General features: G+C 71.1%; 18 protein-coding genes. 8 read left to right on the forward strand and 10 right to left on the reverse strand.

Annotated features, from left to right (window positions below; all coding sequences use genetic code 11):
- Window positions 1–134 precede the first annotated feature (134 nt).
- Genes FH610_RS20530 through FH610_RS20545 form a run of 4 tightly spaced genes read left to right on the forward strand, consistent with a single transcriptional unit; the run spans window position 135 to window position 2824 of the window.
- Window positions 135–566 carry a cytochrome d ubiquinol oxidase subunit II gene (locus tag FH610_RS20530; RefSeq protein WP_139576140.1) on the forward strand — a complete coding sequence of 144 codons (432 nt, stop codon included), beginning with the start codon at window positions 135–137 and terminating at the stop codon, window positions 564–566.
- Window positions 563–871: a winged helix-turn-helix domain-containing protein gene (locus FH610_RS20535; protein WP_139576141.1), complete on the forward strand. Its 309-nt coding sequence runs from the start codon at window positions 563–565 to the stop codon at window positions 869–871. The genes FH610_RS20530 and FH610_RS20535 overlap by 4 nt, the downstream gene beginning before the upstream one ends.
- Window positions 864–1742, forward strand: a complete 879-nt coding sequence (locus FH610_RS20540) for an ABC transporter ATP-binding protein (RefSeq protein ID WP_139576142.1) — start codon at window positions 864–866, stop codon at window positions 1740–1742. Before FH610_RS20535 ends, FH610_RS20540 begins: the two co-directional genes overlap by 8 nt.
- Entirely contained in the window at window positions 1739–2824 is a 1086-nt protein-coding gene (locus FH610_RS20545) for an ABC transporter permease (protein ID WP_139576143.1), read from the forward strand. Before FH610_RS20540 ends, FH610_RS20545 begins: the two co-directional genes overlap by 4 nt.
- A gap of 22 nt (window positions 2825–2846) precedes the next feature.
- Here FH610_RS20545 and FH610_RS20550 read toward each other — a convergent pair whose 3' ends face one another.
- On the reverse strand, window positions 2847–3122 hold the full coding sequence (locus FH610_RS20550) for a hypothetical protein (protein WP_139576144.1): 276 nt from the start codon (window positions 3120–3122) through the stop codon (window positions 2847–2849).
- Between the two features lie 330 nt (window positions 3123–3452).
- Here FH610_RS20550 and recA point away from each other — a divergent pair, with 330 nt between their 5' ends.
- The 3 genes from recA (at window position 3453) to rny (ending at window position 7415) form a co-directional block, all read left to right on the forward strand.
- Window positions 3453–4553 carry a recombinase RecA gene (recA, locus tag FH610_RS20555; protein ID WP_030506474.1) on the forward strand — a complete coding sequence of 367 codons (1101 nt, stop codon included), beginning with the start codon at window positions 3453–3455 and terminating at the stop codon, window positions 4551–4553.
- Between the two features lie 353 nt (window positions 4554–4906).
- Window positions 4907–5512 (forward strand): recombination regulator RecX, encoded by a 606-nt coding sequence (recX, locus tag FH610_RS20560; protein ID WP_396779671.1) that lies wholly within the window; start codon window positions 4907–4909, stop codon window positions 5510–5512.
- Window positions 5513–5792: 280 nt separating this feature from the next.
- Complete coding sequence (gene rny / locus FH610_RS20565; RefSeq protein ID WP_139576146.1) at window positions 5793–7415, forward strand: ribonuclease Y; 1623 nt, start codon at window positions 5793–5795, stop codon at window positions 7413–7415.
- A 352-nt stretch (window positions 7416–7767) separates the two neighbouring features.
- On the opposite strand, the gene FH610_RS20570 is transcribed toward rny, so the two are convergent.
- The 6 genes from FH610_RS20570 to FH610_RS20595 all read right to left on the reverse strand — a co-directional run bounded on the left by FH610_RS20570 (window position 7768) and on the right by FH610_RS20595 (window position 13815).
- Window positions 7768–9723: a S9 family peptidase gene (locus FH610_RS20570; RefSeq protein WP_139576147.1), complete on the reverse strand. Its 1956-nt coding sequence runs from the start codon at window positions 9721–9723 to the stop codon at window positions 7768–7770.
- A gap of 53 nt (window positions 9724–9776) precedes the next feature.
- On the reverse strand, window positions 9777–10514 hold the full coding sequence (locus tag FH610_RS20575; RefSeq protein WP_161628038.1) for a transporter substrate-binding domain-containing protein: 738 nt from the start codon (window positions 10512–10514) through the stop codon (window positions 9777–9779).
- Between the two features lie 87 nt (window positions 10515–10601).
- Window positions 10602–11480 (reverse strand): amino acid ABC transporter permease, encoded by an 879-nt coding sequence (locus FH610_RS20580; protein ID WP_139576149.1) that lies wholly within the window; start codon window positions 11478–11480, stop codon window positions 10602–10604.
- A complete protein-coding gene (locus tag FH610_RS20585) occupies window positions 11477–12148 on the reverse strand; it encodes an amino acid ABC transporter permease (protein WP_139576150.1) in 672 nt (223 codons plus the stop codon). The genes FH610_RS20580 and FH610_RS20585 overlap by 4 nt, the downstream gene beginning before the upstream one ends.
- Before the next feature lie 33 nt (window positions 12149–12181).
- A complete protein-coding gene (locus FH610_RS20590; RefSeq protein ID WP_139576151.1) occupies window positions 12182–13015 on the reverse strand; it encodes a glutamate ABC transporter substrate-binding protein in 834 nt (277 codons plus the stop codon).
- Window positions 13016–13059: 44 nt separating this feature from the next.
- A complete protein-coding gene (locus FH610_RS20595; RefSeq protein ID WP_139576152.1) occupies window positions 13060–13815 on the reverse strand; it encodes an amino acid ABC transporter ATP-binding protein in 756 nt (251 codons plus the stop codon).
- A 174-nt stretch (window positions 13816–13989) separates the two neighbouring features.
- Here FH610_RS20595 and FH610_RS20600 point away from each other — a divergent pair, with 174 nt between their 5' ends.
- A complete protein-coding gene (locus FH610_RS20600) occupies window positions 13990–14634 on the forward strand; it encodes a hypothetical protein (RefSeq protein WP_139576153.1) in 645 nt (214 codons plus the stop codon).
- Between the two features lie 25 nt (window positions 14635–14659).
- Here FH610_RS20600 and FH610_RS20605 read toward each other — a convergent pair whose 3' ends face one another.
- From FH610_RS20605 to FH610_RS20615, 3 genes are all read right to left on the reverse strand, one after another.
- Window positions 14660–15298, reverse strand: coding sequence for a response regulator transcription factor (locus FH610_RS20605; protein ID WP_139576154.1), 639 nt, complete (start codon window positions 15296–15298; stop codon window positions 14660–14662).
- On the reverse strand, window positions 15270–17393 hold the full coding sequence (locus tag FH610_RS20610) for a sensor histidine kinase (protein ID WP_139576155.1): 2124 nt from the start codon (window positions 17391–17393) through the stop codon (window positions 15270–15272). Before FH610_RS20610 ends, FH610_RS20605 begins: the two co-directional genes overlap by 29 nt.
- Window positions 17394–17625: 232 nt before the next feature.
- Window positions 17626–19041 carry a sensor histidine kinase gene (locus FH610_RS20615; protein WP_139576156.1) on the reverse strand — a complete coding sequence of 472 codons (1416 nt, stop codon included), beginning with the start codon at window positions 19039–19041 and terminating at the stop codon, window positions 17626–17628.
- Window positions 19042–19126 lie beyond the last annotated feature (85 nt).

Below are 19126 nucleotides of genomic sequence, written 5' to 3' on the forward strand. Positions count from 1 at the left end.
CCGTGACCGCGGCGGCGTGATCCCGTCACGTGCCGCTCCGTCCATGAGTCATGCCCTCCGTCGTCCACGGCATCTACTTGAATGCCGGTTGAGTGCTTGCTAGCGTGTTGAGCAGATGAACACGGAGGAAGCACATGAGCGGAGACGACTTCACTCCCGATAAGGCTCTCCAGGAGATCGGGCGCGTGGGGCGGCGGGTCCGGCGTTCCTCGCGCGGGCCCGGACGGGCATACCTGTTCGTGGGACTGGCCACGATGGTCTACTGGCCGGCGATGTTCCTCGGCGGCCATCCGTTGCCGTTGCTCGCCGGGCTCGGGTGGATCGTCCTGACGGTCGCCCTGTGCGTGTACTGGGTCCGGCTGCGGGTGCACGACCGGCTGATGCGGCGGATCAACGGGCCGGTCTCGGCCGCGTACGTGGTGACGATGATGCTGCCGTTCGTCTTCGGCGTCTGGCTGCGGCCCGACCGGCCCACGGCGGGCTGGACGGCGGCGCTCGTCGCGCTGTCGGTGCTCGCCGGGCTGCCCCTGGTGTACGGCGGACTCCGCGTGATGAGGAACCGATGACGGCTCACCCGCGTCACGAGCTCGACGAGATCATCCACGCGCCGGTGCGGCTGTCGATCATGGCGGCCCTGGCGGCGGCGGACAAGGCCGACTTCCGCTTCCTCCGCGACACCATCGAGGTCAGCGACTCGCTGCTCAGCAAGCACATCCTCACGCTCGAAGAGGCCGGCTACGTCCGGGTGGAGAAGACCTTCGTCGGCAAGCGCGCACGCACCTGGCTCTCGCTCACCGACCAGGGGCGTAGGGCCTTCGAGACATACATGGACGTTCTGCGACGAATTGTGGAGGCGACCCCCCGTGCTTGAGATCGACGGCCTGCGCAAACGCTACGGAGACAAGACCGCCCTCGACGGGGTGGGCTTCACCGTACGGCCGGGCGAGATGTTCGGGTTCGTCGGCGCCAACGGCGCGGGCAAGACGACGACGATGCGGATCGTCATGGGCGTGCTCGACGCCGACTCCGGCGAGGTGCGCCTGGACGGGCGCCCGGTGACGTACGACGACCGCCGCACGTTCGGCTACATGCCGGAGGAGCGCGGCCTCTACCAGAAGATGAAGGTCGCCGAGCAGATCGAATACTTCGGGAGGCTCCACGGGCTCGCCCCGGCCGCCGCGCGCTCGGCCACCGCCGCCCTGATCGAGCGGCTCGGCCTGGTCGAGCGGCGCGACGACGCCGTGGAGGCGCTGTCGCTCGGCAACCAGCAGCGGGTGCAGCTCGCCGTCGCGCTCGTCCACCAGCCGGCGGTCCTGATCCTCGACGAGCCGTTCTCGGGCCTCGACCCGCTGGCGGTCGACGCGCTCGCGGAGGTGCTCAAGGACCGCGCCGCCGCGGGTGTGCCGGTGATCTTCTCCAGCCACCAGCTCGACCTGGTCGAACAGCTCTGCGACTCGGTCGGCATCATCTCGGCGGGCCGCATGGTGGCGTACGGACCGGTCGGCGAGCTGCGCGAGCGGGAGGGCCGCGGGGTGCTGCGGGTCGTGGTCGGGGACGCCGCGCCCGGCTGGGCCGACGGCCTGCCCGGCGAGCTCACCCGCGAGGGCGACCGTGACGTCCTGCTGTGCGAGGAGGGCGACGACCAGGACATCCTGCGTACGGCGATCGGGGCGGGCAGGGTGGAGCACTTCGGCCGCAGGCAGCCGACGCTGGCCGAGATCTTCAGGGAGGCGGTGGCATGAACGGCCTGTGGCTGGTGGCCCAGCGGGAGATCCGCACGCGCGTCAGGACGAAGTCGTACCTGATCAGTCTGGCGGTCAGCGCGGTCCTGGTGGCGGCGCTCGCGTTCCTGCCCAAGGTCTTGGGCGGCGACGACACCTACGACGTCGGCGTGGTGGGCGACGCGCCCCCGCCCGCCGCCCAGCTCGCGTACTCCTGGTGGCCGGACGAGGCGGCCGCCCGGAAGGCCGTGGTCGACGGGGACCTCGACGCGGTGCTCGTCAACGGGGACAAGGTCCTCGCGAACGGCGAACTCGACCAGCGGCTGGGGCTGATCCTGGAGAGCGCCCACCGTGACGCCCAGATCAAGGCGTCCGGTCTCACGATCACGCCGCTGACGGTGGAGTCGGTCGGCGCGGACGCCCGCTACCAGGGCGTGCGCACCGGCATCGCCACGCTGATCGTGATGGTGCTGTTCTTCCTGCTCATCTACTCCTCGATGTTCGTCGCCATGGGTGTGGTGGAGGAGAAGGGCAGCCGCATCGTGGAGATCCTGCTCACCTCGGTGCGTCCCTGGCAGCTCCTGGGCGGCAAGATCGTCGGGCTGGGCGCGCTGGGGCTGGTCAACCTCGTCGTGGTCATCGCCGCCGGTCTGGCGGCGTCGTTCGCGACCGGCTTCACGGCCGACCTGCCGCCGGGAATGGGGGGAATCGTGGTCAGCGCGGTCGTCTGGTTCGTGCTGGGCTACGCCTTCTTCTCGGCGCTCGCCGCCGCCTTCGGCTCCCTGGTGTCGCGGCAGGAGGAGCTCAACACCGTCCTGACGCCGATGACCATGCTCATGATGTTCACCTACCTGACGGCCTACTTCGCCGCCGTCGAGCCGACGGGCACGGTCGCGCGCGTGCTGTCGTTCGTGCCGCCGTTCTCCTCGATGGTCATGCCCGTGCGTACGGCGGCCGTCGACGTGCCGCTGGGGGAGATCCTCATCGCCGGAGCGCTCATGGTCGTGGCCGTGGTGGCCGTCCTGCTGGGCGCGGCCCGCGTCTATCAGCGGGCGGTGCTCCGCACCGGCGCCCGGGTCAAGCTGGGCGAGGTCGTCCGCTGACGGCCGGGGCGCCGACGGAGGATCAGGGGCGCCGGGAGAGCGTACGGCCGATCAGTTCGGCCGCACGGCCGGGGTCGTCGGCGCTCTCCTGGCCGCCCGGCGCCCACAGGAACATCCAGCCTCCCTTGGCGGGCGTCGCGAAGACGATCGTCTGCCTGCCGGTGCCCGGGTGCCAGACGGACAAGACCGGATCGTCCGTGCCGAGCAGTCGCGCGGAGAGACCGTGCTCGGGGAGCCGCGCCGCGAGCGCCTCAAGGCGGGCCAAGCGCTGTCCGCTGTAGTCGCCGGTGCCCGTCACGTGGCCCCTCCAGCGGGGAGATCCAGCTTTGCTACAAGGATCGTCCCAGGTCAGCGCGCTGGCAACCATGGCAGAGTAACGCCCGGGAATGTAACGGCGCGGTTGGTACGCCGTTCGTCCCCGGGTTGGCGGCGGTTCGGGCATGTGATCGAACAGTCGTTCGGCTATATTGGACTGGTCGCCGCCGGGGTGCGCGCCGTCAGGTCGCCGGGGCGCGACAGGCTCCCGGCCCGCCTTCCGGGGCGGGCTGCGGGAAGCTCCGGAAAATGTCGGTGGCACCCCGTAGCTTTTCGGTGACCGAGCAGACGACCACCCTTCAGGGGGCACCCAATGGCAATCAACGACCGCGAGAAGGCCCTTGAGACCGCCCTCGCGCAAATCGAGCGGCAGTTCGGCAAGGGCAGTGTCATGCGCCTCGGAGACGACGCGCGTGCCCCGATCGAGGTCATCCCCACCGGTTCTATCGCTCTCGACGTCGCCCTCGGCATCGGCGGCTATCCCCGCGGCAGGATCGTCGAGGTGTACGGCCCCGAGTCTTCCGGTAAGACGACGGTCGCCCTGCACGCCGTGGCCAACGCCCAGAAGGGCGGCGGCATCGCCGCGTTCATCGACGCCGAGCACGCCCTCGACCCCGAGTACGCCAAGAAGCTGGGCGTCGACGTCGACGCGTTGCTCGTCTCCCAGCCGGACACCGGTGAGCAGGCGCTGGAGATCGCGGACATGCTGATCCGCTCCGGCGCCGTCGACATCATCGTGATCGACTCGGTGGCGGCCCTCGTGCCGAAGGCCGAGATCGAGGGCGAGATGGGCGACAGCCACGTCGGTCTCCAGGCCCGCCTCATGTCGCAGGCCCTACGCAAGATCGCCGGTGCGCTGAACCAGACCCGGACCACCGCCATCTTCATCAACCAGCTCCGCGAGAAGATCGGCGTCATGTTCGGAAGCCCCGAGACCACCACGGGTGGTAAGGCGCTGAAGTTCTACGCGTCGGTGCGGCTGGACGCGCGCAGGATCGAGACGCTCAAGGACGGCACCGAGCCGGTCGGCAACCGGACCCGGGTGAAGGTCGTCAAGAACAAGATGGCCCCGCCCTTCCGCCAGGCCGACTTCGACATCCTTTACGGCATCGGCATCTCCCGCGAGGGCGGGCTGATCGACATGGGGGTCGAGCACGGGTTCGTGCGCAAGGCCGGAGCCTGGTACACGTACGAGGGCGACCAGCTCGGGCAGGGCAAGGAGAACGCCCGCAACTTCCTGAAGAACAACCCCGACATCGCCAACGAGATCGAGAAGAAGATCAAGGAGAAGCTCGGTGTCGGGCCGCGGCTCGACTCGCCGAGCGAGCCCCCCGCCGCTCCGGCGGCGCCGCCCGCCCCCACGTCCGGCCGGGGCAGCAAGGCGGCCAGCGCGCCCAAGCCGGGTGACGTCTGAGCGCAGGCATGAGGCGCGACGAGCCCCCCGGCCCTGACGACGGGATCGGGCCGGGGGACTGGAACTCGGGACCCTGGGGGCCGGCCGAAGAGCTGCCCGGATCGGCTGAGGACGCCTCCGCGGCGATCGCCGCCCTGCGTGAGGAGATTCGGCGCGCGGAGAGCGGGCGTGCGGAGATCGGGCGTGCGGAGGCGGGTCAGGAGGCCGGCCGGGCCGGACGCCGGCGCCAGGGACGTGGCGGCCGGCGAGGAGACCCGGCAGGCCTGGGAGAACGGACAGCTCGGGGAGAACAGGCAGCTCCGGGAGACTGGGCAGGGCTGGGGGAACAGGCAGCTCCGGGAGACCGGGCAGGCCTGGGGGAGCGGGGAGCGCCGAGAGGTCGGGGAAAGCGCGGGAGGTCCGGCGGGTGGCTTCCCGACGGGCCGCAGGAGGGCACCGCGGCGGGCGAGGGCCCGCCGGCCGACCCCGAGGCGGTGGCCAGAGCCATCTGCCTGCGCCTGCTGACGATGGCACCCAAGACCCGGGCCCAGCTCGCGGACGCCCTGCGCAAGCGGGACGTGCCCGAGGAGGCGGCGAACGCCGTGCTGGAGCGGTTCTCCGAGGTCGGGCTCATCGACGACGAGGCGTTCGCCGCCGCGTGGGTGAGCTCCCGGCACACCGGTCGCGGGCTCGCCCGCCGCGCGCTCGCCCAGGAACTGCGGCGGCGCGGCGTGGCCGAGGAGACGGTCAAGGACGCCGTCGGACGGCTCGATCCGGACGAGGAGGCCGAGACCGCACGCAGGCTGGTCGATCGGAAGCTGGCCGCCACCCGCGGGGTGGAGCCGCAGGCGCGCATGCGACGATTGGTCGGCATGCTGGCCCGCAAGGGCTACTCGCCGGGACTGGCCTTCCGCGTGGTCCGAGAGGCGATCGAGGCCGAGGGCAGCCCGTCAGATGGGCTTCCGGATACCTTCGAGTGAGCCATAGCACCACGCAAAAGTCACTTGACAGGGCATCTTTGCTTGCTCGTTACCTCTCTGACGCTTAATCTCGACCGCAGTGAGGAGTTACTCCGCGCAGCGCGGATTGCCATAACGGTGTACCACGACGGACGAGAGACATTGACCGGCCTTCGGGCCATATGGGTCGCCCCTCGGGGCGCCTGGGCATTGCGACGATATTTGTCCTGGTGACGCCACCGGGCGCTGCCGTGCTGCGCGTGTGACCTCTGCCAAGAGTTGTCGTGAGGGGTGAGCGCGCATGGACACGATCGTGATCGTTCTTGCGGTTGCGGTAGTGCTGCTGGCTCTCGTGATGATCGCCGCCCTCGTCATAGTCATGCGCCGCACCGGAGCCGTCGCACCGCCCGGCCCCTCGCCCGAGCAGCTTGCCGAGGTGAAGGCCGAGGTCAACGAGGAACTCGAACGGGCCAGACGCGAGGCTGAGGAGATCCGCACGAAGGCGGAGCGTGACGCGGGGGAGATCCTCAAGAAGTCGGAGACACTCGCTGAGAGCGCAGCGCTGATGCGCAAGGAGGTCGAGGAGGAGGCGCGAATCCTCAAGACGGAGCTCAAGGAGCTGCGCTCCGACCTCGAACGCCGCGAGAACCGGCTGGCCGAGCGCGAGCAGCGGCTCGACGAGGAGGCGCGCAGGCAGACCGAGCGGGCCCGCAAGCTGGCCGAGACCGAGACCGAGCTGGCCGACCGCCGCGAGGAGCTGGAGCGGGTGGCCGAGCGGCGGCAGGAGATCCTGGAGCGGGTCGCCGGACTGACTGCCGAACAGGCCAAGTCGGAGCTGGTCAAGGAGATCGAGAACCAGGCCAAGCGCGAGGCCGCGCTGATCGTCCGGGAGATCGAGAGCGAGGCCCGGAAGGAGGGCGAGAAGCGCGCCTGCAAGATCGTGACGCTGGCCGTGCAGCGGGTCGCCACCGAGCAGACGGCCGAGTCGGTGGTGAGCGTCCTCCACCTGCCCGGCGACGAGATGAAGGGCCGCATCATCGGCCGCGAGGGCCGCAACATCAGGGCTTTCGAGTCCACCACCGGGGTCAATCTGATCATCGACGACACGCCGGAGGCGGTGCTGCTGTCGTGTTTCGACCCGGTCCGTCGGGAGACGGCCAGGCTGACTCTGGAGAAGCTCGTGCTCGACGGCCGGATCCACCCCCAGCGCATCGAGGAGGCGTACGAGCGCAGCAAGGCAGAGGTGCGGGACCTGTGCGTGCGGGCGGGAGAGGACGCGCTGGTCGAGCTGGGCATCACCGAGATGCACCCCGAGCTGGTCACGTTGCTGGGCCAGCTCCGCTATCGCACCTCCTACGGCCAGAACGTGCTCAAGCACCTGGTCGAGTCGGCGCACATCGCCGGGATCATGGCCTCGGAGCTGCGGCTCGACCGTGACCTCGTCAAGCGCTGTGCGCTTCTGCACGACATCGGCAAGGCGCTCACCCACGAGGTCGAGGGCAGCCACGCGATGATCGGGGCGGAGATCGCCCGGCGGTACGGCGAGCACGAGGACGTCGTCCACGCCATCGAGGCGCACCACAACGAGGTGGAGGTCAGGACCGTCGAGGCGGTCCTCACCCAGGCCGCGGACGCGATCAGCGGCAGCCGCCCCGGCGCCCGGCGCGAGTCCCTGGAGGCGTACGTCAAGCGGCTGGAGCGCCTGGAGGAGATCGCCCAGTCGTACGACGGCGTGGACAAGGTCTTCGCCATGCAGGCGGGCCGGGAGATCCGGGTGATGGTCCGGCCCGAGAACGTGGACGACATCCAGGCCCAGGTCATCGCCAGGGACGTCGCCAAGCAGGTCGAGGAGGAGCTGACCTACCCGGGCCAGATCCGGATCACCGTGGTCCGCGAGTCCCGCGCCACGGAGTTCGCCCGGTAAGGCCTCGGCCGTCACGCCTCATCCAAGCGCCTGTCATGGCGAAGGGACCTGGCTGATCCCTCTCGTGAGGGCGGGTGGTCGAGCCCCACACCCGCCGGAACCCAGGACGGCCCCCGACCGGGTCACCTGCCCGCCAAGGCCGAGGGCCCCCGCCCACTGCTGGGCGGGGGCCCCGGTCGTGCGTGGGACGCCCCGGTGGGACGCCCCGGTGGGACTCCCCGGTGGGACGCCCCCTGATCAGATCAGAGCGCGTCGGCGAGGTCGTTGAGCGCCTTTGTCGACGCGGACCAGCGCGTCGAGATCGACCGCATGCGCACACTTCTCGCCGAGACGGACGGGTGACCGGCCCCGCTCATCGGAAGATCTGCAGGTAGAACGACAGCTCGGCGGCGAGGGCCGCCGCCTTGGTCTCCAGCCGCCGGAACCCGTGGGCCTCGCCCTCGAACGTCAGATAGGTGCAGGGCACGCCGCGCGCCATCAGACGCTCGGCGAACGACTGCGACTGGGCCGGCGGCACGACCGGGTCGGCGAGCCCCTGCATGAGCAGCATCGGACAGTTCACCTGGTCGGCCCGGGCCAGCGGCTCACGCTCGCCGTAGCGGTCCTCGGGACCGACCAGCCACTCCACATATCGCGACTCGAAGTCGTGGGTGGCCGCGACGAGCGGCCCGAGCGCGCTGACGCCCGCCACCGAGACGCCGCCCGCGAATACGTCCGACGCGCCGCAGGCGGCCATGACCGTCCACCCGCCCGCGCTCGCACCGCGTACGGCGATCCGGGCGGGGTCGGCGAGGCCCTCGGCGACCAGCCACTTCGCCGCGGCGATCACGTCCTCCACGTCGGTCACGCCCCACCGGCCGCGCAGGCGCTCCCGGTAGGCCCGGCCATACCCGCTGGATCCGCCGTAGTTGACGTCGATCACGCCGATGCCGCGGCTGGTGAAGAAGGCCTTCTCCAGACTGAGCTCGCTCGTCGCGTGCCCGGTAGGCCCGCCGTGCACGAAGACGACGTAGGGCGCGCCGCCCACGTCCGGCTGTTCCGGCGGATACAGGTACGCGTGGACCCGCGTGCCGGGCCCGGCCTCGAACCCAACAGCTTCGAACTCCACGGCCCGGGGCACCGGGAGGACGCCGGCGGGAACGTCCTCGATCTCCCGCCGCAGTTCCTCGGCCCGACCGGCCCGACCGGCCCGACCGGCGCGACCAGTGCCACCGGCGGCGTCGGCGGCGTCGATCCGGACGACCGAACGCGGCGCGCCCGCCCGGTAGCCGAGGCCGACGAGCACGTCGCCGTCCGCGTCCAGCACGGGCGCCCACCCCTGAAAGGGGACGCCGAGGTCGGTCACCGCGCCCGTCTCCGGATCGAGGACGCCCAGGCGCAGGTCGCCGCGTCCGTGCAGCACGGCGAGCCGCCCGTCGGCCAGCACGGCGTACGGCAGGCCGCCGAGTTGCCACAGCGGTCCGGCGAACTCCTCCTCCGAGGGGCAGAGGGCCTCGCATGACGATCCGGAGATGTCGGCCCGGTAGAGGTTCCACCAGCCGGATCGGTCGGAGACCGCGTACAGGCTCCGCTCGTCGCACCACAGCGGCGCGAGGACCGACTCGGCAGGCCCACCCATCACCGTCCGCGTGGCGCCGTCGGACAGCCGCGTGACCCGCAGCTCGGTGCCGGTCCAGGGCATGTGCGGGTGGTTCCAGCAGATGTAGGCGAGGTGCCGGCCGTCGGGGGACGGCGTGGGCGAGGCGTAGAAGTCGCTGCCGGTGACCTGGTCGGTGACGTCGCCGGCCCCGGTCAGCGCCACCGACACGATCGATCGGGTGACCTTGGCGTCCTGGTGGTGGCGTTCCCGGACGCACCACACCCGGGGCCCGTCCGGGCCGTCCTGGACCCGCAGGTCGGCGTAGCGCAGCGCGCCCGGCTCGTCGGGCTCCGGCGTGACCGGCCGGGGCCGCTCCGCGCCCGAGCCCGGCTCGCCGCCGGCCCGGGGCCGGGCGAGATAGAGCCGCTGATCGGGGTGGTGCGCGAAGACGAGCCCGTGGCCGGGGACCACGACATACGACCGTCCGCCGTACTCGTGGACGCGCGTACGGGCGTCCCAGGGCGCGGGAAGCAGGTCGGTGAGAGCGCCGTCGGCGGCCCGGTGGACGACCGTACGGCGGCCGCCCTCTGCGGCGCGGTCCTCCTCCCACCACGTCTCCCGGCCCAGCACGGTCGGGAAGCCGAGCCGCAGACCGGCGCGTGCCACGTCGGTGGTGGAGATGGGCGACAGCCGTGGCGAGAACGGCCTCGGGCCAGGCGTGGGGGGCATGACCGCATCCTGCCGGACGAGCCCGCTCCCGCGGGTGCGAATGCGGCAACGCATCAGTCGAGGGACGGGGGAGTGGTGTAGCGGGTGGCGAGCGCGCCGAGCTGGTCGATGACCGTCCGCTTCCAGGTGCCGTCCTCGAACATCCGGCGCAGCGCCTCCTCGACCTGGTCGCGCAGTGCGGCCGTCCCGGTGGCGATGCCGTACTTCTCGGTGGCCAGCGACCTGCCGCTGAAGCGGAACCTGCCGGGGTACTGCGCCGACAGCCCGGCGAGCACGGGGGCGTCGGCCACGATCGCGTCGGTCCTGCCGGAGGCCAGCAGCGGCGCACAGGCGGCGGGCAGGTTCGCCTCGGCGAGGAAGAACTGCCGCCAGCGGGTGCCGAACCTCTGCACGAGCGGCTCGGCGGACTCCCGGGTGGCGCAGACGCGTTTGCGGGCGAGGTCGCGCGGGCGGCGGATGGACAGGTCGTGGGCCCGGACGAGGACGTCGGTGCTGGTGACGAGGTAGGGGCCGGCGACATACCGGGAGCCCGGCGGACCGGTGGCGCCGACGACGAGATCGGCCCGCGCGGTGTCGAGCGTGTAGACGACCTGGTCGTCGCGGTAACCGAGCGCCCGGGCGACGTACTGCGCGACCTCGATGTCGAAGCCGCTGTAGCGCCCGTCGGGAAGCCTGGTGACCAGGCCCGGCTGCCCGGGACGCACGCCGACCACCAGCGTGCCGTCGTTCCCGCATCCACCGGTCAGGAACGCGGCCGCCAGGACGCCGACCACGGCAACGCCACGCCACACGCGCTCAATATCGAGGTCGCGTGCGTCCCCCCGCCAGCAGCGACACGGCAAAGAACCCTTGACTCACGCGGCGTCCGGCGGGAGGGGTCAGCTCATCAGCGCAACCTCGCCGCCCGCGGCCGCCTCGGCGGCGGCCGGGTCGGCCGCGATCTTGCGGCTGCGCCTGCTGCGCCGTTCCAGCCAGGTGGCGAGGTAGCCCAGCGCCAGGTTGATCGCGATGTAGACCACCGCGATGACGATGACCGAGGGGATCAGGTTGGCGTAGTTGGCCGGCACCACGCGGGCGCCCGCGTTCAGCAGGTCGGCGTACGCCACGACGAACCCGAGCGCGGTGTCCTTGAGCAGCACCACGAGCTGGCTGACGATCGCGGGCATCATCGCGGTCACCGCCTGCGGCAGCAGGATCAGCCGCATCACCTGGTTCTTGCGCAGACCGATGGCGGATCCCGCCTCGGCCTGGCCGCGCGGCACGGCGAGGATGCCCGCGCGCACGATCTCCGCGAGGACCGACCCGTTGTAGACCGTGAGACCGAAGACCACGGCCGCGAACTCGGTCACGACCAGCCCGGCCAGGCTCCCGCCGTACTGGGCGAAGAAGATCAGCATGAGCACCGGGACCGCGCGGAAGGCCTCGACGATCACCGCGGCCGGGATCCGCACCCAGCGGTGGTCCGACAGGCGGGCGATGCCGAACACGGCCCCGAACAGCAGCGCGAGCACCGCGGCGACCGCGGCGGCGGCCAGCGTGTTGAGCAGCCCGGGCAGGATCAGCTCGGTCCAGGTGTCGGCCCGCAGGAACGGCTGCCACAGCGTGCCGTCCCACTGGCCCTTCTCGTCGAACTTCGTCCAGACGAAGTACGCGACCAGCAGCAGGACGACGCCGAACGCGAGGGTCAGCACGTTGTTGCGCAGGCGGGCGCGCGGGCCCGGGACGTCGTAGAGGACGCTGGCGCCGCGCCCGGTCATCGGACCACCGCCAGGCGCCGGGCCAGCCGGCCGGACAGCAGGTTCATGGGAAGGGTCAGCACGACGAACCCGGCGGCGAAGCCGAGGAAGATGGGAATGATCGCGTCTCCGTGGGCGTCGAACAGGTTCTTCATCCGCAGCGCCGCCTCCATGACGCCGATCGCGGCCGCGACCGTCGTGTTCTTGACCAGCGCGTTCAGCAGGCTCCCGAGCGGCGCGATGACCGTGCGCACCGCCTGGGGGAGGATCACCAGGCGGAGCGTCTGCAGGAACGTCAGCCCGATCGCCCGGGCCGCCTCCGCCTGCCCGAGCGGCACGGTGTTGATCCCTGACCTCACGACCTCGCACACGAAGGCGGAGGTGTAGGCGGACAACCCGATGATCGACAGCCAGAAACTGTTGAGCGACAGGTCGTCCCGGGAGAACTGGACGTTCATCACCGTGCCCAGGCCGAGACCGCAGAACACGATGATCAGTGTGAGGGGCGTGTTGCGCAGCACGTTGACGTACAGCGCACCCGCCCCTCGCAGCACCGGCAACGGACTGACGCGCATGGCCGCCAGCACGATCCCCCAGATCAGCGAGATCACCCCGCTGACCACCGTGAGCTTCACCGTCAGCCAGAACGCGCCGAGGATGACGGGAAGCTCGTCGACGACGGCCTCCACCGCCTGCCTCCTTCCAGTGCCGCTATCGGTGCTCTAGTAGCGTTCGACGGACGGCGGAGAGGTGAAGTATTTGCCGAACTCGCCGAGGTTGGCGTCGAGGGCCTTGCGCCAGCTGCCGTCCTTGAAGAACTTCTCGATCGCGTTGTTGATCGCGTCGCGGCCGGCCTTGTCGTCCAGCTTGATGCCGATGCCGTACTTCTCCTCGCTGAACGGCTGGCCGATCAGCTTGAACTTGCCGGGGAACTGGGCGGCGAACCCGGCGAGGATCGTCGCGTCCGTGGAGATCGCGTCGACCTGCTTGTTCTCCAGCAGCGGCAGGCACGCGCCGTACCCCTGCTGCTGGGTGAGGTTCTTGGACTCCCACTCCGCCCCGAACTTGTCGGCGAGGCGCTTCGGCGACGACGAGCCCTGCGCGCCGCAGACCTTCTTGTCCTTGAGGGACTCGACCCCGGTGATCGAGGTGTCGTCGGCGCGGACGAGGATGTCCTGGCCGGTGATCAGGTAGGGCCCGGCGAAGGAGATCTTCTTCTTGCGCTCGTCGGTGATGGAGTAGGTCGCCACGACCATGTCCACCTGGCCCTGCTGGATGAACGGCTCGCGGTTGGCCGACTGGGCCTCCTTGAACGTGATCCCGCTCTCCGGCACGCCGAGTTCCTTGGCGACGTACCTCGCCACGTCGACGTCGAACCCGCCGTAGCTGCCGTCGGGCTTCTTCAGCCCCCAGCCCGGCTGGTCGATCTTGATGCCGATCACGAGCTTCTTGTCGTTCTTGGCCTTGTCGGCTATCGAGTCCGCACCGGAGTTGCCGCAGGCCGTCAGGCCGGTGGCCAGGGCGGCCAGCGCGAGCAGGCCGGCTCCGAATCGCATCCGCGTCACCTTTCGCTTCTTGTGGAGCTTGTCGTGAGCTGGGATCAGTGAGTGAGGATCTTGGAGAGGAAGTCGCGGGCGCGCTCGGTGCTCGGCTGGGTGAAGAACTCCGAGGGCGACCCCTCCTCGACGATCTGGCCGTCGGCCATGAACACGATCCGGTTGGCCGCCCGGCGGGCGAAACCCATCTCGTGGGTGACGACCATCATCGTCATGCCGTCCTTGGCCAGGCCGGTCATCACGTCGAGCACCTCCTGGACCATCTCCGGGTCGAGGGCCGAGGTGGGCTCGTCGAAAAGGATCATCTTGGGGTCCATGGCCAGCGCGCGGGCGATGGCCGCGCGCTGCTGCTGGCCGCCGGACAACTGGGCGGGATACTTGCCCGCCTGAGAGGCGATGCCGACCCGTTCGAGCAGTTCCATGCCCCGCTGCTCGGCCTGCTGCCGGGAGACCTTCCGCACCCGGGTCGGGCCGAGCGTGACGTTCTCCAGGATCGTCTTGTGGGAGAAGAGGTTGAAGGACTGGAACACCATCCCGACCTCGGACCGCAGGCGGGCCAGGGCCCTGCCCTCCGCGGGCAGCTCCCGCCCGTCGAAGACGATGGTCCCGGTGTCGATCGTCTCCAGGCGGTTGATCACCCGGCACAGCGTCGATTTGCCGCTGCCGGACGGGCCGATGACGACGACCACCTCGCCCCGGCCCACGCTCAGGTCGATGTCCCTGAGCACATGCAGGGGACCGAAATGCTTGTTGACTCCCTCCAGCCTGACAAGCGGGTCGGAACCACTGATCTCCGTCATGGTCAACAACGTAGGGGGGTCAATGCCGCCGAGTCACTAACGGGCCGGTACCGAATAGATCACATCCCGGCTGCTCAGGACATCACTCCCGGTTTGTCCGTGCGGCCCGCCCCATGCGGCCCGGGACGCGGTCCCGGTTGGCTCCTGCCGACCTCTCACCGTGTAGGAGCACAGATGCTGAAAAATCCGGACCTATTTCGGAAGACCGTGGCGGCGGCGGCCATGCTGGCGTGGCCCGTCCTGCTCGGCCTGGCCTTCCTGACCTCGCCGCCGGGCACCGAGCACGATCCCGCGGTGTTCCGCGCCAGCCCGGTGCAGGTGCAGGCCAGCGCGCTGCTGTTCCAGTGGGCGACCGTCTGCCTGGTCCCGGTGATCCTCGGGCTCGCCCACCTCCTCCGCACGCGGGCGCCGCGCATCGGCAACATCGGCGCGGCCGTCGGCCTCACCGGCGCGGTCACCGCCACCTGCCTGTTCATGACCGACTTCTACGACCTGGCGCTGGCGCTCACCCTTCCGGACGCCCCGGCCGCCCGGGTGACCGAGGTGGCCGGCGCGCTCGGCGGGTTCGTGTACGGCATCCTCCTGCCGGGCTTCCTCCTCCACGTGGGCCTGCTGGTGCTCCTGACGGGCCTGGCGGCGGTGCGGCGGGCGCCGTGGTGGGTCCCTGCGGCGGCGCTCGCGGGGACCTGCGGGCCGTTCCTCACGATGGGGCAGCCGCCGGCCGTCCAGACCATCGGGTCGCTGTTCCACCTCGCGGCGTTCGGCGCGGTCGCGCTGAAGGTCCTGCGCATGCCCGTGGACGACTGGCGGGCCGCCTGAGCACCCGCGGGCGCCCGCCCGTCCGCTACAGGCCCGACTCCCTGACCCGCATGATCGCCTCGGCCCGGTCGGCCACGCGCAGCTTCGCGAAGACGCTGGACACGTGGTTGCGCACGGTCTTCTGGCTCAGCCCGAGCCGGGCCGCGATCTGGACGTTCGTCAGATGGCCGGCGACCAGGCCCAGGATCTCCCGTTCACGCGGGGTGAGTTCGGGAAAGCTCGGCTCGGGTCTGCGGCCGAGATCGGAGAAGTAGCCCATCAGCCGCCCGGCGAGGGCGGGGCCGAAGATCGCCTCGCCCTCGGCCACGGCCTGGATCGCACGCACGAGCTCGGCCCGCCGCGCGCCCTTGAGCACGTATCCGCGGGCCCCCGCGCGCAGTGCCGCGAAGACCGCGTCGTCGTCGTCCGCCATGCTGAGCACCAGGACCCGCACATGCGGGTTGTCCCTCGTGATCCGCTCGGTCGCGGCCACCCCGCCCATGCCGGGCATGGCGAGGTCCATCAGCACGACGTCGGGCTGCACGCGGGGGAGGAGGGCGAGGGCCTGCTCGCCGCTGGCCGCCTCGTCGGCGACCTCCATCTCCTCCACCGGCCGAAGGAGCGCGCGCAGCCCCGCCCGGAAGGCCGCGTGATCGTCAACCAGCAGCACGCGGATCGGTTCCATCGCCCGCCTCCCGTCTCGTGTCCTGCGCCGTGTTCTGCGCCCTGTTCAGGCGTGTGCTCTGGGCCGTGTTCTCGGCTGTGCTCTCGGCCGTGTTCCGGGCCGGAAGGCGGGCCAGCACGCGCGTCCCGCCACCGGGCCGCGGACCGATCACGCAGGTGCCGCCGAGCTCGGCCGCCCGCTCGCGCATCGACGCAGTGCCGACCCCGCTGCCACCGCCGTCCGCGTGCGGCTCGCCGCCCTCGTCGGCGATCTCCACTTCGAGCACGCCGGCACGAGTCCCGCCGGTCATGCCGAGCCGTACGCGCACCCGCCCGGCTCCGGCGTGGCGGCGCGCGTTCGCCAGCGCCTCGGCCGCGATCCGGTACGCCGCCACCTCGACGGCCGCGGGCAGCGCCGGAAGGGATCCGTCGATCTCGACGTCGATCTCGACGCCGGGCAGCCGGGCCGCGTGCGACCTGATCGCCCCGGCCAGGCCCAGCGTGTCGAGGGCCGGTGGCCGCAGCCCCTCCACCAGCGTCCGTACGTCGCCCATCGCCGTGCGGGCGTCCGTCATGATCTCTTCGAGCATCGCCAGGGCGTCCGGGTCGCGCACCATGTCCTGCACCATGTCCCGCACGGCCTCCGCGCGCATGGTCAACGCGGCCAGCGTCGGCCCGAGGCCGTCGTGCAGGTCGCGCCGCAGCCGCCGCCGCTCCTCCTCGCGGGCCGCCACGAGCCGCTCACGCGAGCGCTGCAGGTCGGCCGACAGCCGTACGGCGTGCACGGCGATCCCCGTCTGGCGGGCGAGGTCGGCGAGAACCCGGCGGTCTCTCGCGCCGAGCCCGCTCTCGCCCGGACGCGGAGACAGGACCAGGTCGCCCACCGGCTCGCCCCTGTGCACGAGCGGCAGCCGTACGGCGCCGGGGGAGGGCACGCCGTACGCGTGGGTCGGCCCTCCGGCCACCTCGACCGCGACGTGCGGCAGGCGCAGCGCCTCCGCCACCGACCGGGCCGCCGCGGCCAGCACCGCACCCGGCTCCGCCGCCTCCTCCAGGCGCCTGCCCAGCAGGGCCAGCGCCGCGTACGGGTCGTCGCGCCTGCCGTACATCACCAGATTGACGGCGCGTTGCAGCCGCTCGCGCAGCGGCGCGAAGACGAGGGCGACCACCCCGGCGGCGGCCACCGACACCGGCAGCCCGCCCGCCGTGCGAAACACCGCGCCGAGATAGGTGACCACGAGCACGTAACCGCCGAACACGCACGCCGACAGCAGCACGTAGACGAGCGTGCGGTTGATGACGAGGTCGATGTCGAACAGGCCGTGCCGCAGCACCGCCACCGCGCCGGCGGCCGGCAGCAGGCACGCCGCGAACGTCCCCAGAACCTCCCAGAACGGGCTGGTGATAGGCCAGATGGAGCGCGGGTCACCGTCCGACAACCCCGCGGCCACCCGCCCCGCGACGATCAGCCCGGCGAGCCCCGCGGCGTACCCGAGCCACTTGAGCTGGATCCGCTCGTCGGCGTCGCCGCGCCCGGCCCGGCGTACGAGACCGGCCGCGCCCGTCACGAACAGGGCAGCCATCAGCCCGGTCGTCAGCGGCTCGACGAACGGGGAGACCACGGCGAGCGCGGGCACTCCAAGGGGGTTCGGCAGCGGCGTGCCCCATCCGAGCTGATGGCTGGGGCCGGGCAGCAGGGCGCTCAGCGCGGTCGTCACGGCGGCGACCGCGGCGAGCGCCCACAGGGTCGCCCGCCACCTGGGCGACGACGGCCGTCCCGACGGGAAGAAGGCGGGCACGGCGGCGACCGACAGGTTGGCGGGGACCCACAGCCACGTCTGCGGCCAGGCCATCGAGGTCGCGAACGGCAGCCCGGCCAGGGCGTAGTGCCCGGTCGCGTCCAACAGCGCGAAGCACAGGCCGCAGACCGCCATCAGCCAACCGACGGCGTTGCCCGGACGTTCGGCGGTGATCAGGCCGCCGACCAGCGCGCAGACGGTGACGAAGAGGAGGTGGCTCTGGGCGAACAGCCCGGCGCCGTTGCGGTGACCGAACACCAGGGCCGCGACGACCAGGAGCAGGCTGAGCGCGCAGACCGCCCACGCCGTACGCCGCACTGCCCGCCTCCTTCGCGCCTCCGGCGCGACCGCCGAGTCGGGCTCAGGCTAGCGACCGAAATGCCCAGACGAACAGGACGATGTCCCAGGACGTCCGGGGCCTCGCGGCGCCGGGACCTGGTCGACGGACGGCGTCGCCGGCCGGTTGATCGTCAGGCGTCGCGGTCCCGGGTAGCGGCTCATCGTGGGACAGTGCTCATCGTGGGACAGGGGCTCATCGTGGGACAGGGGCTCATCGTGGGACGGGGAAACTGAAAAGGCCGGCGTGACCGGCACGATGCTCGCTTCGTCCGGCGATCTCAGGCGCTTCGCGGACGGGGAGGCGCAGGACGAACCGTGCTCCCCGTTCGCTGTCCTGGATGGTCAAGGTGCCCTGATGTGCTTCTGCGATCTCCCGTGCGATCGCCAGCCCCAACCCGGTCCCCCCTGAGTCCCGGTCGCGTGAGGCGTCCAGCCGGGTGAAGCGGTCGAAGACCGTTTCCCGGTGTTCGGGGGCGATGCCGGCGCCGTCGTCGAGGACCTCCAGCGTCGCCGTCGGCCCGTCGGCCCGCACGCTGACCGTGATCTGTGAGGTGGCGTGCCGTTCGGCGTTGTCGAGCAGGTTCACCAGGAGCCGGGTGATCCGCAGCCGGTCGCAGTCGACGAAGACGTTCTGATGGAGATCCCTCACGATCTCCATCCGGTAGGTGCGGCGGTCGAGCTCGCCGCGGACCAGCCGGCCGAGGTCGGTCGGAGTGAGGTCGAGGGGGGCGCGGGCGTCCAGCCTGGCCAGGGTCAGCAGGTCGGTCACGATCGCCTGCAGCCGGTCCACTCCGGCGAGCACCGCCGCGGTCGTCCTCGGCCAGTCGGCGTCGTCCGGATGCATGAGGGCCTCTTCGAGTTGGGCCCGCATGGCGGTGAGGGGGCTGCGCAGGTCGTGAGAGGCGTCCGAGGTGAACTGCCGCAGTTGCTTGTACGCGCCCTCGAGCCGGTCCAGGGTGTCGTTCACCGTTCCGGCCAAGAGCTTGATCTCTTCCTGGTTGTTGTGCGCCACGGGGACCCGGCGGTGGAGATGGGTGGCGGTGATCTCCGCCAGTTCCGTGCGGATGGCGTCCACCGCGGTCATATCCCTTTTGGCCACATGGAAGGTCCCGGCTGCCGTCATCGCGGTCATCAGCAGGGACATGCCGATCGCGAAGGACAGCGCCGCCGTGTTCCCGTACCAGGAGACCGTGGGCACCGCCACATAGAGGAGCCAAGGCCCGTCCGGCTGATAGACCTTGTAGGAGAAGACGGTCATACAGCCCTTCAGCCCGGCCGGAGGGCACAGCACCCGTTCGGAGTGCACGCTTGTGCTGGTCGCGTGGAAGGTGGCCATCGGGGGCTTGCGGGCGAGTTGCGGTGTCGCCGCGACGACCTGGTGCTGTGTGTCCAGGACCTGGATCGCGATGTCCTTGCCCGCCGGCAGCACGGAGGGGAGGAACCCCTCTCTGATGAGGGGCACCACCCGGTCCCACGCCCCGGTGACACGAGCCCGGGCCGCGTCGGCGTCCTTGCCGCCCACGACGACGAGGAAGAGCAGGCTGACCCCGGCGCAGACCAGTGCCGCGACGGCGGAGTAACCAACCGTCCTGCGGACGAGAACGGATGATCGGTTCCAGTTCGACATCGGTTCAGGCCAATCCGTGGGGAGTGTGGGTCTCGTGCCTTCACAAGGGCACCACACAGACATGAATGGTTCAATAAAGCGAACT

This window comes from Microbispora catharanthi (genome assembly GCF_006334915.2).
Taxonomy (GTDB): Bacteria; Actinomycetota; Actinomycetes; order Streptosporangiales; family Streptosporangiaceae; genus Microbispora; species Microbispora catharanthi.

What these genes read in the sequence shown, in the direction of transcription:
- FH610_RS20530 (WP_139576140.1), top strand. Translation starts at nt 135, where the DNA reads ATGAGCGGAGACGACTTCACTCCCGATAAGGCTCTCCAGGAGATCGGG.
- FH610_RS20535 (WP_139576141.1), top strand. Translation starts at nt 563, where the DNA reads ATGACGGCTCACCCGCGTCACGAGCTCGACGAGATCATCCACGCGCCG.
- FH610_RS20545 (WP_139576143.1), top strand. Translation starts at nt 1,739, where the DNA reads ATGAACGGCCTGTGGCTGGTGGCCCAGCGGGAGATCCGCACGCGCGTC.
- recA (WP_030506474.1), top strand. Translation starts at nt 3,453, where the DNA reads ATGGCAATCAACGACCGCGAGAAGGCCCTTGAGACCGCCCTCGCGCAA.
- rny (WP_139576146.1), top strand. Translation starts at nt 5,793, where the DNA reads ATGGACACGATCGTGATCGTTCTTGCGGTTGCGGTAGTGCTGCTGGCT.
- FH610_RS20570 (WP_139576147.1), bottom strand. Translation starts at nt 9,723, where the DNA reads ATGCCCCCCACGCCTGGCCCGAGGCCGTTCTCGCCACGGCTGTCGCCC.
- FH610_RS20580 (WP_139576149.1), bottom strand. Translation starts at nt 11,480, where the DNA reads ATGACCGGGCGCGGCGCCAGCGTCCTCTACGACGTCCCGGGCCCGCGC.
- FH610_RS20590 (WP_139576151.1), bottom strand. Translation starts at nt 13,015, where the DNA reads ATGCGATTCGGAGCCGGCCTGCTCGCGCTGGCCGCCCTGGCCACCGGC.
- FH610_RS20595 (WP_139576152.1), bottom strand. Translation starts at nt 13,815, where the DNA reads ATGACGGAGATCAGTGGTTCCGACCCGCTTGTCAGGCTGGAGGGAGTC.
- FH610_RS20600 (WP_139576153.1), top strand. Translation starts at nt 13,990, where the DNA reads ATGCTGAAAAATCCGGACCTATTTCGGAAGACCGTGGCGGCGGCGGCC.
- FH610_RS20605 (WP_139576154.1), bottom strand. Translation starts at nt 15,298, where the DNA reads ATGGAACCGATCCGCGTGCTGCTGGTTGACGATCACGCGGCCTTCCGG.
- FH610_RS20615 (WP_139576156.1), bottom strand. Translation starts at nt 19,041, where the DNA reads ATGTCGAACTGGAACCGATCATCCGTTCTCGTCCGCAGGACGGTTGGT.